We start from the raw sequence: 13872 nt of genomic DNA, 5'->3' as shown, positions 1-13872 counted from the left end.
TTTCTAATTTTTAAAATACGGCAAGGTCTTCGTCGCGGATGTCACAAATGAACATATGTCCGGGAGCGTGTGTAATCATTAATTCGGGCTTGACCGTCATGGCTACGGCCTGAGGGGTAACTCCACACGCCCAGAATACAGGAACTTCTCCAGGCTTTATGGTTACAGCATCGCCAAAATCGGGTGTACTAAGGTCTTTAATCCCTATGGCCGCCGGATCTCCAATATGAACGGGAGCGCCATGCACGGCGGGAAATCGTGATGTTACCTGCACTGCTTTGACTACTTGCTCTTGCGGGATGGGGCGCATGCTGACTACCATGGGACCGCGGAATACTCCCGCCGGGATGCATTGTCTATTTGTAATATACATGGGAACATTACAGTTTTCTTCAATATGTCGGACAGGTATTCCGGCATCCAACAGTCCTGTTTCAAACGTAAAACTGCAGCCTAGCAGAAAAGCAACAAGGTCTTTATTCCAATACCTCTCGAGATCCAGGACTTCTTCAACAAGCTGGCCTTTTACATAGACCCGGTACTTGGGGATATCATAGCGCAAATCGGAACCGGGTGCAACCAATGCCGGTTCAGGCGAACCTACTTCAGTAACATCGAGGATGGGGCAAGGTTTGGGATTGCGCTGGGCAAAAAGGAGAAAATCAAAAGCCAGGTCTTTGGGAAGAACGACTAGATTAGCCTGAGCGTATCCTTTGGCCATACCGGAAGTTGGCTGGACAAGCTGGTTTTGCCTGATCATGGCTTTAACGGCTTTCGGATGCATTTGTGACAAATCCAAACAAATCACCTTTCCTATTAAGAATTTTTATCTATTTATTATACAAAAAATGTTGCAATACCTTCCGTTAAAGAAGGATTTTTAACCAATTAATGGAACATTTATTATCGTATAAATACATTTGTTCCTGTTATAACAAAACTTTTTTGTATTATTGGGGAGGGGTTTAATGAAAAATCTGCTTGAGTTGACAGTCATTTATAAAAGTGGTGGCTGCGACAAAGTAGGAATGGTAGTTGAGAACATTTATAACGGTGGGTACGCTGGCCGCAATCAGGAACATGTAAGGGAGCATATTGAAGAATTGGCCAAGGTCGGCGTCCCCGCTCCGACTACTACGCCTACGCTTTATCCTTTAGCGAATTATAATTTAACAACGGGCGGACCGAATTCAAGTGCATAACAAGCGAAAACTTCTGGGGAAGTCGAATATGTTTTGCTGTGGCAGGCCGGCAGGACATATGTTACTGTTGGCAGCGATCATACTGACAGGGATTTGGAAAATTTCAGCGTTGCCAAATCCAAACAGGCTTGTCCCAACATCATAGCCAAAGAAGTGTGGCTGTACGAGGATGTAAAGGATCACTGGGATCAAATTCAGTTAAAATGTTGGGCGACAAAAGATGGCCAGCGGGTTCTTTATCAGGATGCCACGCTTGGCGCCCTCATGCGCTGGGAAGAATGGGAACCTATTTTTACAAAGTTGGGTATTACCAAACTGAACAACAGCGTCTTTTTCTCCGGGACGATTAATACGGTCGGCAAAGCGCTTATTTTTGCCGATAAATACGAACTGGAAATGATTGACCCGGTATTGGGCCGAGCACTTAGGCATGAATATACCGTGCAGGTATTGCCTGAGGGAATTAAGTAAATCTGTTTAGGCAAGCACAGACGGGATAAGTTTTTGAGGAGGTATATAATGGCAGAACCAGTAGTCACCAAACCGGCTTCCAAATCAAATTGGTCCGTATTGCTAGGGGCAGCATTTATCATGGCTACTTCGGCTATCGGCCCGGGTTTTTTGACCCAAACCACGGTGTTTACGGAAAAGTTTCGCGCTGACTTCGCCTTTGCCATTTTGGCGTCAATTATCATTGACATCGGGGCTCAGATGAACGTGTGGCGCGTCATTACGATGAGCCGCATGCGCGGCCAGGATGTGGCTAATAAGGTTTTTCCCGGTCTTGGTCATTTTATTGCACTGTTAATTGTCATGGGTGGTCTGGCTTTCAACATCGGCAATATTGCCGGTTGCGGTATGGGTTTTAACGTTCTGTTTGGCGTTACAGAGCAGACGGGGGCGATAATATCCTGTATAATAGCCTTGGCGATTTTTGCTTCTAAAGAAGCCGGCGCCGCCATGGACATGGTAGCCAAAGCCCTGGGGGCTGTCATGATCTTGCTTACGGCATATGTCATGCTCATTTCTAATCCACCGGTTGGGCAGGCGGTAGTTAAGGCTGTCTTCCCGTCCGACTACGGCAGCCTGCTGCTGCCGATGATTACCCTTGTCGGCGGTACCGTGGGCGGCTATATTACCTTTGCCGGCGGGCACCGGCTGCTTGACGCGGGCATTGTTGGCCATGAGAATCTTAAGGAAGTTAATAAAAGTTCCGTAACCGGCATTTTAATTACCGGTGTCATGCGCGTGATCTTGTTCCTGGCGGTTCTTGGCGTCGTTTCGGCCGGCGCTACCCTGGCCAAAAACAATCCTCCCGCTTCGGTATTCCAAATTGCCGCCGGTAATTTGGGCTATAAGTTCTTTGGCATCGTCCTTTGGTCAGCAGCCATTACCTCTGTTGTTGGCTGCGCCTACACGAGTGTTTCCTTCCTGCGGTCCATGTTTAAGGTGGTCGATAAATATAATTCCTATTTCATAATGTTATTTATCGTTTTTTCCACCCTTGTCTTTGTGTTTGTGGGCAGACCGGTAACAGTATTAGTCATTGTCGGCTCGCTTAATGGTCTTATTTTGCCGATTACACTTGGATCAATGTTGCTTGCTGCCCGTAATAAGAAGATTGTTGGCGATTACGAGCATCCGACCTGGCTGCTTGTGTTCGGAATTTTGGCTGCTCTCGTCTCGGCTTATGCCGGTGCCATGTCGCTTCAGGGTATTGCCGCACTTTGGAATAAATAAAAAATGAACGGAGGCGCCATGTAATTTACATGGTGCCTCACTCTTGAGGAGGTGCTACCTATGGACGGGGTAAGAATACTACCGGCTGGCGAGCAGGCTATAGTCGTTGAGTTCGGCCAGGCCATCGACCCCGACATCAACCGGCGGGTGCATCAACTTGGCCGCCAGCTTGCCGGACAGAAATTGCCGGGCATCATCGAAGTCGTACCCACCTATCGGTCGTTGTTAATTTATTTTGATCCATTAATTATTACGCGGCAAACGGTAGCCGAACAGGCAATGGCTTTGCTTGCCAGTGGAAACACTGCGGAAACAGGCGACAGTAAGGCGCGCATCATTCATATTCCGGTATGTTATGGCGGGGAGTTTGGTCCGGACATAGGGTTTGTGGCTAACCATAACGGTCTGACAGAAGCTGAAGTAATTGAGATTCATACTTCTGTTCCATACCTTATCTATATGCTGGGCTTCACTCCGGGATTTCCGTATTTGGGCGGAATGTCGCCGCGTATTGCCACACCCCGGTTGGAAAAGCCCCGGACAAGAATACCGGCCGGTTCTGTCGGTATTGCAGGAACGCAAACAGGTTTCTATCCCATAGAAAGCCCTGGTGGTTGGCAGTTAATCGGACGGACGCCCGTAAAAGCATTTGATCCGCAAGCGGCTACTCCGTTCTTGTTTGCTGCTGGTGATTATCTTAAGTTCTATGCCGTATCGGCCGAAGAATATGAGACGATCGCCAAAGATGTTGCGGCTGGTCGTTATGCACCAACAATTACCGAAATGGCGGTAGAAGGAGGGATTAAGTCGTGATTACCGTTCTTAATCCCGGGCTGTTTACGACCGTACAGGACTACGGACGTTGGGGGTATCAGGCTTTTGGGATGCCTGTCGCCGGCGCCATGGACCGGTATGCCTTTAGGCTTGCCAATATTCTGGCCGGTAATGCCGACAATGCTGCTGTATTGGAAATGACCCTGCGTGGAGGAAGCTTCCGGTTTGAACAGGACTGTCTGGTGGCGGTGTGCGGCGCTGATATGCAAGGTATGCTGAACGGGCAAAAGATTCGCAACTGGTCTTCCTTTTGGGTACCGGCTGGGAGCGAGTTGACTTTTGATTATGCCGTAACGGGCTGTCGTGCTTATCTGGCCGTTCATGGCGGTATTGACATACCTATTGTGCTTGGTAGTAGGTCTACTTACACGCGGGCCGGTGTTGGCGGCTATCAAGGCCGGCAATTGCAGACCGGAGATCAACTGCCGGTTGGCTGTGAGGGGAAGTATCTCGCTGTGCCGCGCCATCTCCCCGAACAATTTATTCCCCAATACGGCAATCACGTCCAGCTGCGCGTACTTTTGGGGCCGCAGGATGACCTTTTTACCACCAAAGGAATTGATACACTGTTCACGGCCGTTTATACCATATCGTCTGAGGCTGACCGGATGGGATACCGGTTAGAAGGAGAAAAAATTGAACACAGCGGCAAACCGGATATCGTTTCCGATGCGTTATGTCTGGGAGCTATTCAGGTGCCGGGGCACGGGATGCCCATTGTTATGATGGCCGACCGCCAGACAACGGGAGGATATGCCAAGATTGGCACGGTTATCGGACCTGATTTGCCCAAACTGGCGCAGGCAAAACCGGGCGATACGGTTTCGTTTGTCCGCTGTACCGATGAAGAAGCGGTTGCGGCCCTGCGGGTCGAACAACAGACTTACGCTCAGATTCAGGCTATTTGGGCGGCTGATTATGCATCCCGACCAACAAGGGTATTTAACGTCAAGATAGGCGAGCAGACCTATCGGGTAGAAATTACGGAGGTGTAGCGATATGATGACAATTGACTTAAACTGTGATATGGGGGAAAGCTTTGGCGTTTATAAACTGGGCTATGATGAAGAAGCAATGCCATATGTGACATCAATTAACGTCGCCTGCGGCTTCCACGCTTCAGATCCGATTAATATGCTTAAGACGGTGCGGTTGGCGAAGAAATATGATGTGGCCGTCGGAGCACATCCGTCTTTTCCAGACTTGGTAGGCTTCGGGCGCCGGGTTATGGCTGCTTCTATCGAAGAAATCAAAGCCGATGTTATGTACCAAATTGGCGCTTTGTGGGCGTTTTGTAAGGCTGAAGGTGTTAAATTGCAACATGTTAAACCTCACGGTGCGCTGTATAACGTTGCCGAAAAAGATGTGACCACGGCGGTTGCAATTGCGGAAGCCATTAAGGCCGTTGATCCTGACCTTTATATGGTTTGCTTAGGCAATTCCGCAATGGTAGAGGCTGCCAAAAAAGTAGGCGTCAAATATGTCGAGGAAGCCTTCGCAGACCGGGCGTATACGAGTCAGGGCACCCTAGTGCCGCGCAAGCAAGCGGGTGCCGTCATCCACGATGTCAATGCCGTCGCCGACAGAGTGTTGTCGATGGTGAAAAATAAGACGGTTACTGCCATCGACGGTACTGTTGTCCCAATTTCGGCACAAACGATTTGCGTCCACGGCGATACGCCGGGCGCGGTTGAAATGATAAAAGCGATCCGGGCAAAACTGGAACAAGAAAACATAATATTGAAAGCCTTTGGCCGGTAAAAAAATGCTAGACCGCGAATAAGCGGTCTAGCATTTTTAATGTCATTCATCGTTATTGTCAAGCAGTGCTTTTTTATCCACGGCTTCGTCCGCCACAGACGCCATTTGGGCTTCGGCCATAGTGATCAACTCTTTTACCATATTTCCGCCAATTTTTCCGCCCATATGGCCGCCGATTTTACCTACTTCTTTGGTGGTCATGTTTTCCCAGCCAACCTGCTCTATCTTGTCTTTTAGGCCTAGTTCTTCAGCTACTTCGTATTTTTTTTGATTTAGTACGCTATCATAGTTTTTCGCGGTTACTTGTTGTTCCATTTCACCGCCAAGCGTTTCGTTGGCCACTTTAATTTTCAGTTTTTCCAGGGCGTTCTTGGCTTTCGGTTCCAGAATCCTATGATCGTTTGCCATGGCCATCTACTCCTGTGTTGTTGTTTAAAACTAGTTTTTGCATTTTAGAAAAAATTAGACTGGAAAATTTCGAAAGCACGCCGCTGTATTGGCGCATATAATAATAAGCAACATTATTTGGGAGGGAGAACAATGAGGTTCTCCGTGCGGAAAAAATTTTCTGCGCCTTTGTTTGCTATTGTGGGTTTGTTGTTGTTCAGCTTGGCGGTCTATGTATTTTGGCGGGTCGAAGTTCATTTGAAACCAACGTTGATGGCGATTGCGGAAGCAAGGGCTACAGCTATTGCAACACAAACTATTAATAACGTCATCAACGATAAAGTAAGTCGCACCATTGATCCTCAAACTCTCGTAACAGTTCGTTTTGACAGTAAAGGACGCGTTGTTTTGATCCAGCCCAATACAATGGAATTTAATAAACTGGCCGCTGATACTACCATAAAAGTACAAGATGCTTTACATATTATTACGGAAGAAAAAATCTATATTCCCATTGGTCAGGTTTTAGGCAGTCAAATTTTGGCAAGCTGGGGGCCTAAAATTCTTGTTACAATTATCCCCGTTGGTACAGTACAGGTCAAAGTCGTCGACAAGTTTGAACAAGCCGGTATAAATCAGACGCGCCATATGGTTTATCTCATGGCCACTACCCAAATTCATATTGTTGTTCCTTTGGTTAGCAAAAGTATCAGTGTTCATACGCAGGTGCCGGTGGCTGAATATGTCGTAGTTGGCGAAGTACCTAATACTTATGTCCAGTTTCCTTTCCCTCTGCCGAATGACGCACACGGCGGAAACGGCAATGACCATAGTTAATGGCCATGGTTCATAGCCATAATTGACAGAAAGACTCCATGGAGCTTTACTGCAACCTAACATTGGATTTTAGTATCCACCTATTACCATACCGAACACAGAAGTTAAGCCTACAAACGCCGAAAGTACTTGGCTGGAGACGGCCTGGGGGGGGATAGGTAGAAGCCGGTTAACAAAGAGCGCCTGTAGCAGGGTGCTCTTTTTATATGGTGAAGTTATATGGGGAAGCTAAAGGCTGAACAAAAGTCAGACTTTACACATCATGACACCAGCAATAGGTGCCTTTTTTTTATTAGGCTGTTTCACCGCAGGGGAGAGCGGTTTTTAGACTTGAAGCTTTAAAATTTGGCAGGCGAAGCAGGGTTATTTTTAATGATAATTTGCAGAGAATAGAATTAGGTCGATTTCTTATGAAAGGGGGCAGCACATTGTCAACGTATAAAGGCAGGCTGACCTATGCCAAAGGTACTTATGTGGAATTTGTAGTTGCTCCTAATCAGGATGTTGACTTTGGCGATATTTTAGTGGTGCAAGGCAAAAACAGTGACCGTTTTTATATTCGCGCCTATGATTTCAAGGTGAAGTCCCGTTGGTCAGGGTTAAATGGCGTTGGCTATTTAATGAGCAAGTTGGACGAGAATGGACAGGTTGAAAACCAAGAAGAACTAGATTTTTATCTCGGCGGCAATCATGCGGTTAAAATTGGCATGGCAGAACAACTTTGCTACGTGGATTCCCAAGGGAATCTTCATAATCCGAAAACCTGTCCGGACTTTTTTTGCGAAGTCCGTGGGCTTAGCTCGGACGACGCGGCATTATTGTCGGAAATGAAAGGCGATTTGGAATTGGGTTTTTTAAAGAGTGGCCGAGGCGTGTTAGAACTCCCGGTTGGCATCTATGGATCTAAAGCGATTACAGAACATGTCGGTATTTTTGGGACGACGGGCTCCGGTAAGAGCAATCTTGTAAAAGTATTGGCCAGTTCGATGATTAATAATGGCAACTATGGCATGCTGATTTTTGATGTCCATAATGAATACTTTCGTGATTTGAGTCAGCATCCTAAGGCGGCTGAGCGGTTGGTTGTGTATAATACTTGTCCGTATGATAGTCATACGCGCAAACTAGCCGTAAATGCCCAAGAAATTGACCCTGAAGATATTATAGCCTGTGCCACTTTTACCGAACCCCAGCTTGACGCCATATATAAACTATATTCCGTTTGGCAGGAGAACTGGATACAGTATCTTCTTCAATACGATGTTGCGGAAATTATTGATGAGCTAGCGGGATGTACTGGACAAAAGTTTCAGTCCCGCACGATCAGCAAGATTAAGAGCATTTGCTGGAACTTGCAACAGGAATTGAATATCCAGGAATATCAGCAATCGGCAATTTACCAGCTGCTAGGGGAACTTGAACAAGGGAAAGTTGTACTGGTAGAGCTTAAAAATATTTCGCCTGTAGGGGAGCAGGCTGTGTCTACCCTATTGTCCAAGAAACTGCTGCAGAATTATGCTTTAAAACCCGATAACCAAAGAGCTGGATTGAAACCTATTATGATCGTGTTGGAAGAAGCCCATCGTTTCCTGGGTAAGAAGGAACACAATAGTAACAACGTTTTTGCCCGGCTAGTTAGCGAGGCCCGAAAATTTAATTTGGGCTTGTGCGTTGTCGATCAGCAGCCGCGCCTTTTAGCCGATAAGGTACTTTCGCAACTAAATACACTATTTATATTGGGCTTGGCATCTAAAGCCGATCGGAGCAAACTAGAATCGATGTGCCGTAAAGATATTCTGCAACAACGTAATGAAATCAAAAATCTTGATTGTGGAGAAATGATTTTAGCAACTAACTATATGCGGTTTGCAGCGCCGGTCAAAGTGCATAAGTTTGAGGACTTTCTGGCGCGTTGCCAATCGGCTGGCCCGGTTTTCATTGTCCCCAATAGCTAAACCGCCTTAACAACGTAGGACATAGGTCCTGCGCTTTTTTATGTTCTGGTCTAAACCCCTTGTTTGTGCATACATTTTGATATAAGGGGGAGTGTGCCATGCGCAGCAAGAAGAGAAGTTTGCAGACATTGGCAAGATTATTGGAAATACCGCAGGATATCATTCTTGATTTGCCGCGTATTACCATGTTGGGCAACAAACAGTTGTTGGTAGAAAACCACAAAGGCATTATCGAATACACTCCTACGACCGTTCGCGTGAAATTGAACCAGGGGGAACTCATTGTGCACGGCACCAATCTTACTTTAGGCAATTTGCAGGCAGAGCAGATTTTGGTAGAAGGCACGGTAGGGGTGGTCAGGTATGACGTATAAAATCGCTAACTACCTTAGTGGCACTGTTCGTGTTCGCATCCAGGGGACAATGCCGGAGAAGTTTATTAATTTGTGCTTGGCACAGCATATTTTTTTATGGGGGATCGCTACGAAAAACGACGAAATGTTCGCGTTTATGCGGCTGTCCGATTTTTTTTGCATCAGAGCGCTTGCAAGAAAAAGCCGTGTTCGTGTTCGCGTGGTGAGTCGTTATGGTTGGCCATTTATTGCCGATAGATTCAAGCGCCGTAAAATGCTCGTGGTTGGTGCGGTTCTGTATTTATTTTTACTAAACTTTCTTGTAAGTTTTATTTGGTTTGTGGATATTACAGGTATGAAAACCCTGAGCAGTTACCGCATCAAAGCTATTGTAAATAGTAACGGGCTGAGGCCCGGTGTACTTAAAGAAAAGGTAGATGTCAAGGCACTGGAAAACGCTATTTTGTTTGCTTTGCCTGAGGTCGCATGGGTGGGCATTCATGTCGCGGGAACACGTGTAGTTATTGAGGTGGTGGAAAAAACGCTGCCGCGCATAGAAGATAAGGCTCCCGCCCATATTGTTGCTGCCAAGGACGGGGTGATTACCGAAATAATCGCCCTTGCGGGTCAATTGGCTGTGAAAAAAGGTGATACCGTTAAAAAGGGTGATTTGCTGATTAAAGGGTTTGCCCCCGACAACACTGCACCGGTAATCCCGGGTCAGACACCAATTGTTTCCATTCCTTCGCAACTCATAAGAGCACAAGGAATTGTTAGAGCACGAGTATGGTACGAAGGCTACGGCGAGGCAAGTACCGTGCAGGTCGTTCGCCAGCGGACGGGAAAGCAAGATATGGCAATTACTGTGACTATTGGCAGTCGCCATATCCTCTTGAAACGTATTTCGGAACCGCCTTTTGAAAACTATGAAACAGAGGAAGTACATAAAAAGCTGGTCTGGTGGAGGAATAGCGAGCTGGCTGTCGAATCAACTATAAAAATCTACTATGAATTAGGGACGAGTTGGCGGGAAATAACTGTAGAACAGGCGCGCGACGATGCTACTAGCAAGGCATGGCACGGCGTTCAGCGGCTAATTCCGGAAAATGCACAAATTTTGTCCCGCAATGTAGAAACTTTAAAAACGGAAGAACCTAATTTGGTCCGGGTGAAAGTTAGCGTAGAAACCGTTGAGGATATTGGGCAAAGTGTTGCTATAGTCCGATAGATATTATTAAGGAGGCTAATCTTATTGGAAATCCAACCGGATATGGAGAAACGGCTTAGTTTGAGCGATACCCAGGAAGCTATTGCGATTTTGGGACGCAATGACGAACACCTTCGCATTATTACCGAGCAGTTTTCCAGCCGTATTGTGGCTCGGGGGAATGAAATCGTTATTACTGGGGAAACCGGCGAAGTTGAGCAATTGGATAAACTATTCCGGGAGCTGTTGTTCTTATACCGCGAAGGCAATGCGATTACGACCCATGATGTGCGTTACAGCATTCGCCTGGTAAAAGAAGGTCGGGAAAAGTCGCTCCACGAGATGTATGCCGAAACAGTTTTAGTCACTGCCCGGGGGCGCCAAATTAAACCGAAAACGATAGGACAACACCGATATCTGCAAGCCATTCGCCAGAATTATATTACATTAGGTATAGGACCTGCCGGGACGGGGAAAACTTATTTAGCCGTAGCTATGGCAGTTTTTTCCTTGCGTAACAAGGAGGTAGAGCGGATCATCCTGACACGTCCGGCGGTTGAGGCCGGTGAAAAGTTAGGCTTTTTACCTGGTGATTTGCAGGAAAAAGTCAACCCGTACCTTCGGCCGCTTTACGATGCCCTTTATGATATTCTCGGCATTGATACATTTCAAAAATATATGACTAAAAACATCATTGAGGTTGCGCCTTTAGCCTATATGCGCGGACGCACCCTGGATGATTCCTTTATCATCCTTGATGAAGCTCAAAATACGACTCCAGAGCAAATGAAGATGTTTCTAACCAGAATGGGATTTGGGTCCAAAATCGTTGTTACCGGGGATATTACTCAGGTTGACCTGCCGCCTGGCCTTTGCTCCGGCTTGAAGCACGCGCAGACTGTTTTAAGCGGGATTCCTGGCATCGAAATCGTGCATTTGAACGAAAACGACGTGGTCAGGCATGAAATCGTAGGCCGTATTATTCGGGCCTATGAGCGCTACGAGCAGGAAAAGTGAGTTGAATATTATGTTATTAGTAAATAAACGATTGCGGGAGCTATTTGTCCATCCGACAAGCATATATGCTAAGCCAGTTGTTCGTCGGATAATCCTGGGGCTGGCTTTCTTTTCCCTTTTTATGCTTATTTTATCGGCTGATTTTATTCCAGATAAGGTATCGTTACAGGTTGGACAGGTAAGCGACCGCGATGTCATTGCTCCGCGCACCATATCGTATGTCGATCCCGTCAAAACTAGACAACTAGAAGCGGAAGTACTGGCAAGCGTGCCAAATGTGTATGATTTAGATGTATCAGTCATGGCCAAGGCCGAGGAAAACTTGGCAGGTATATTTCGGGCCGCCCGTACGGTTATGGCGGATAAAAATTTAAACACTGCTGACCAGCGGGCTGACAAGTTGCATACGTTTTTGCCGGTACCATTATCAACCAGTGCTGTTACCGGCCTAGTTAGTCTTGATGAGACCGGCCTAGCAAAAACGGAGGAATATACACGCAATATTCTTCGCAAATATTTTCAGCGCGGTATTCGCGAAGACGATTTGGATATGGCGCGCAAACAAGTCGCTCTCGACGCCGAAGAATTGGGTTTGGGCGCCAATGCTGAAGCGGCTGTCGCCAGCATTGCCCAAACGCTGCTTCGTCCAAATTACATCCTGAACGTCCGGGAAACGGACAAGCGTAAGCAGGCGGCACTAGCCAGTATTGAGCCGGTGCGGGTAACAGTGAAAAAGGGCCAAGTTTTAGTCCGGCAGGGAGATATTGTAACTAGTGAACAAATTCATGCCATGGAAGAACTTGGCCTATACGCAGGGCATGTAAATGAGCTTCGGATTTTTGGTTTAGCTATATTTGTTATTACCGTGATGGTTATCGTTTTAGGCTATCTTTATAAATTTGCTCCGCGTATTTATCAAAACGATTTATATCTTGTTTTGCTAGGATTGATTGTTTTAGTTTCGCTTCTGCTGGGGAAAGCAGCCCATTATTACTCTGATTTTGCTGCACCATTGGCGGCAGGCGCTCTGTTGACGGCGATACTGATTGATACCAGATTGGGATTAATGGTCAGCATTGCTTTGTCCATGTTGTTCGGGGTAATTGTTGATCACGATTTGCGGGCCGTAGCCGTTGCGTTGATAGGTAGTATGGCGGGTGTTTACAGCGTATCAAAAATGCCCCATGGTTATAGCCTTGCCAGAACTGGACTGTGGATAGCCGCGATTAATTTTTTGGTTGTCAGCTCAACCGGCTTTATTCAACAGGTGGATAATATTCATGTGCTGACCCAGGGCCTTTTGGGCGTGATCAGCGGTATCGCTTCGGCTGTTATTACCACTGGACTATTGCCGTATTTGGAACATACCTTTAATATAACAACACCGATAAAACTCCTGGATCTGGCACGGCCTAACCATCCGCTCCTGCAGCGGCTACTACTTGATGCGCCGGGTACATATCATCACAGTATTCTCGTGGGAAATTTAGCCGAAACGGCGGCTGACCTGGTAGGAGCCGATGCGGTATTAGCCCGTGTTGGAGCTTATTACCATGATATTGGGAAAATCCGGCGGCCGTACTTCTTTGTTGAAAATCAGGTAGGGGCCGAAAACCCTCACGACAAGATTGCACCTACCCTAAGTACCCTCATTGTTACTTCTCACATCAAAGATGGTGTTGAACTATGTCGCGATTATAAGTTGCCACAGTGTGTCATTGATATTGTGCAGCAACACCATGGAACAACGCTGGTATCTTATTTTTATAAACGAGCTACGGAAAATGAGCACGGCGATTGTATTATCGAGGCTGATTTCCGGTATGAAGGACCGCGGCCGCAGACTAAGGAAGCAGCGCTGGTTATGCTTGCCGATGCTTGTGAGGCGGCGGTACGCTCTCTTTCAAAACCTAATGTCAACCGGATTGAGGCGACGGTCCGCAAGATCATCCGCGAGCGGCTTTATGACGGGCAACTTGATGAATGCAATCTTACCCTTAGAGAACTTAACGTTATCGGTGATGTTTTTATCCGCGTACTGTCTAGTGTTTTTCACAAGCGTATCGAGTACTCGGATGTAAAGGGACTTAGAGAGGAGAAAACTAAGAATGGAAATAATAATAAGCAATCTTCAAGAGAAGATGAGCTTTACCCCGCAGATGGAGCAAACGGTAATAGCTGTATTAAATAAAGCGGCTGAGGTTTATGGTCTCAGCGAGCAGACTGAGGTTAGCATTGTTTTGGTCGATGATGAATACATCTTCGAGCTAAATCGACAATACCGGGACAAAGACGTACCAACGGACGTATTGTCTTTTGCCCTTAACGAAGGGGATGAGCCCGCTATCATTAATGACCCGGCTGCGATGCTGCTTGGTGATATTGTGATTTCTTTGGAGACTGCTGCCCGCCAGGCGGAGGAATTTGGCCATGGTTTGGAGCGAGAATTGGCATATTTAACCCTTCACGGGATGCTCCATTTGCTGGGATATGATCATGAAACCGAAGAGGAGCGGGTAAAAATGCGGAATGAGGAAGAATATATCCTTTCACAGCTAGGCATTACCCGTGATTGACTT

At 46.7% G+C, this 13872-nt stretch carries 13 protein-coding genes and 1 pseudogene; 12 read left to right on the top strand and 2 right to left on the bottom strand.

From position 1 onward, the window contains the following. Window positions 1–10 precede the first annotated feature (10 nt). Complete coding sequence (locus TCARDRAFT_RS04890; protein ID WP_040683074.1) at window positions 11–784, bottom strand: putative hydro-lyase; 774 nt, start codon at window positions 782–784, stop codon at window positions 11–13. Window positions 785–968: 184 nt separating this feature from the next. Between TCARDRAFT_RS04890 and TCARDRAFT_RS15730 the strand changes: the two are divergent. The 5 genes and pseudogenes from TCARDRAFT_RS15730 (at window position 969) to TCARDRAFT_RS04865 (ending at window position 5537) form a co-directional block, all read left to right on the top strand. Then, a pseudogene (locus TCARDRAFT_RS15730) lies at window positions 969–1673 on the top strand (DUF2848 family protein). A 48-nt stretch (window positions 1674–1721) separates the two neighbouring features. Next, a complete protein-coding gene (locus TCARDRAFT_RS04880; RefSeq protein WP_007288903.1) occupies window positions 1722–2942 on the top strand; it encodes an NRAMP family divalent metal transporter in 1221 nt (406 codons plus the stop codon). A gap of 60 nt (window positions 2943–3002) precedes the next feature. Beyond that, entirely contained in the window at window positions 3003–3755 is a 753-nt protein-coding gene (gene pxpB / locus TCARDRAFT_RS04875) for a 5-oxoprolinase subunit PxpB (RefSeq protein WP_007288902.1), read from the top strand. Beyond that, the gene (locus tag TCARDRAFT_RS04870; protein ID WP_007288901.1) at window positions 3752–4771 is read left to right on the top strand and encodes a 5-oxoprolinase subunit C family protein; all 1020 of its coding nucleotides are present in this window, start codon (window positions 3752–3754) and stop codon (window positions 4769–4771) included. Before pxpB ends, TCARDRAFT_RS04870 begins: the two co-directional genes overlap by 4 nt. Window positions 4772–4775: 4 nt before the next feature. Continuing rightward, window positions 4776–5537: a LamB/YcsF family protein gene (locus TCARDRAFT_RS04865; protein WP_007288900.1), complete on the top strand. Its 762-nt coding sequence runs from the start codon at window positions 4776–4778 to the stop codon at window positions 5535–5537. A gap of 42 nt (window positions 5538–5579) precedes the next feature. Here TCARDRAFT_RS04865 and TCARDRAFT_RS04860 read toward each other — a convergent pair whose 3' ends face one another. Next, window positions 5580–5945 carry a small, acid-soluble spore protein, alpha/beta type gene (locus TCARDRAFT_RS04860; protein WP_007288899.1) on the bottom strand — a complete coding sequence of 122 codons (366 nt, stop codon included), beginning with the start codon at window positions 5943–5945 and terminating at the stop codon, window positions 5580–5582. Window positions 5946–6089: 144 nt separating this feature from the next. On the opposite strand from TCARDRAFT_RS04860, the gene yunB reads away from it, so the two are divergent. The 7 genes from yunB (at window position 6090) to ybeY (ending at window position 13869) form a co-directional block, all read left to right on the top strand. Beyond that, a complete protein-coding gene (gene yunB / locus TCARDRAFT_RS04855; RefSeq protein ID WP_232199094.1) occupies window positions 6090–6761 on the top strand; it encodes a sporulation protein YunB in 672 nt (223 codons plus the stop codon). 428 nt (window positions 6762–7189) lie between these two features. Next, the gene (locus tag TCARDRAFT_RS04845) at window positions 7190–8716 is read left to right on the top strand and encodes an ATP-binding protein (protein ID WP_232199093.1); all 1527 of its coding nucleotides are present in this window, start codon (window positions 7190–7192) and stop codon (window positions 8714–8716) included. Between the two features lie 98 nt (window positions 8717–8814). After that, window positions 8815–9090 carry a sporulation protein YqfC gene (gene yqfC / locus TCARDRAFT_RS04840; protein WP_007288896.1) on the top strand — a complete coding sequence of 92 codons (276 nt, stop codon included), beginning with the start codon at window positions 8815–8817 and terminating at the stop codon, window positions 9088–9090. Beyond that, window positions 9080–10297: a sporulation protein YqfD gene (gene yqfD, locus TCARDRAFT_RS04835; RefSeq protein WP_007288895.1), complete on the top strand. Its 1218-nt coding sequence runs from the start codon at window positions 9080–9082 to the stop codon at window positions 10295–10297. Before yqfC ends, yqfD begins: the two co-directional genes overlap by 11 nt. A gap of 24 nt (window positions 10298–10321) precedes the next feature. Beyond that, window positions 10322–11293, top strand: a complete 972-nt coding sequence (locus tag TCARDRAFT_RS04830) for a PhoH family protein (RefSeq protein ID WP_007288894.1) — start codon at window positions 10322–10324, stop codon at window positions 11291–11293. A 10-nt stretch (window positions 11294–11303) separates the two neighbouring features. Further along, the gene (locus TCARDRAFT_RS04825) at window positions 11304–13484 is read left to right on the top strand and encodes an HD family phosphohydrolase (RefSeq protein WP_050769582.1); all 2181 of its coding nucleotides are present in this window, start codon (window positions 11304–11306) and stop codon (window positions 13482–13484) included. After that, window positions 13402–13869, top strand: coding sequence for an rRNA maturation RNase YbeY (gene ybeY, locus TCARDRAFT_RS04820; RefSeq protein WP_007288892.1), 468 nt, complete (start codon window positions 13402–13404; stop codon window positions 13867–13869). Before TCARDRAFT_RS04825 ends, ybeY begins: the two co-directional genes overlap by 83 nt. Window positions 13870–13872: the final 3 nt, after the last annotated feature.

The organism is Thermosinus carboxydivorans Nor1, assembly GCF_000169155.1.
GTDB lineage: Bacteria > Bacillota > Negativicutes > Sporomusales > Thermosinaceae > Thermosinus > Thermosinus carboxydivorans.
The sequence above is the reverse complement of the archived record's forward strand: the minus strand, read 5'-3'. Positions and strand labels throughout refer to the sequence as shown.

What these genes read in the sequence shown, in the direction of transcription:
- yqfC (WP_007288896.1), top strand. Translation starts at nt 8,815, where the DNA reads ATGCGCAGCAAGAAGAGAAGTTTGCAGACATTGGCAAGATTATTGGAA.
- ybeY (WP_007288892.1), top strand. Translation starts at nt 13,402, where the DNA reads ATGGAAATAATAATAAGCAATCTTCAAGAGAAGATGAGCTTTACCCCG.
- TCARDRAFT_RS04890 (WP_040683074.1), bottom strand. Translation starts at nt 784, where the DNA reads ATGCATCCGAAAGCCGTTAAAGCCATGATCAGGCAAAACCAGCTTGTC.
- yqfD (WP_007288895.1), top strand. Translation starts at nt 9,080, where the DNA reads ATGACGTATAAAATCGCTAACTACCTTAGTGGCACTGTTCGTGTTCGC.
- TCARDRAFT_RS04860 (WP_007288899.1), bottom strand. Translation starts at nt 5,945, where the DNA reads ATGGCAAACGATCATAGGATTCTGGAACCGAAAGCCAAGAACGCCCTG.
- TCARDRAFT_RS04825 (WP_050769582.1), top strand. Translation starts at nt 11,304, where the DNA reads ATGTTATTAGTAAATAAACGATTGCGGGAGCTATTTGTCCATCCGACA.
- TCARDRAFT_RS04865 (WP_007288900.1), top strand. Translation starts at nt 4,776, where the DNA reads ATGATGACAATTGACTTAAACTGTGATATGGGGGAAAGCTTTGGCGTT.
- pxpB (WP_007288902.1), top strand. Translation starts at nt 3,003, where the DNA reads ATGGACGGGGTAAGAATACTACCGGCTGGCGAGCAGGCTATAGTCGTT.
- TCARDRAFT_RS04880 (WP_007288903.1), top strand. Translation starts at nt 1,722, where the DNA reads ATGGCAGAACCAGTAGTCACCAAACCGGCTTCCAAATCAAATTGGTCC.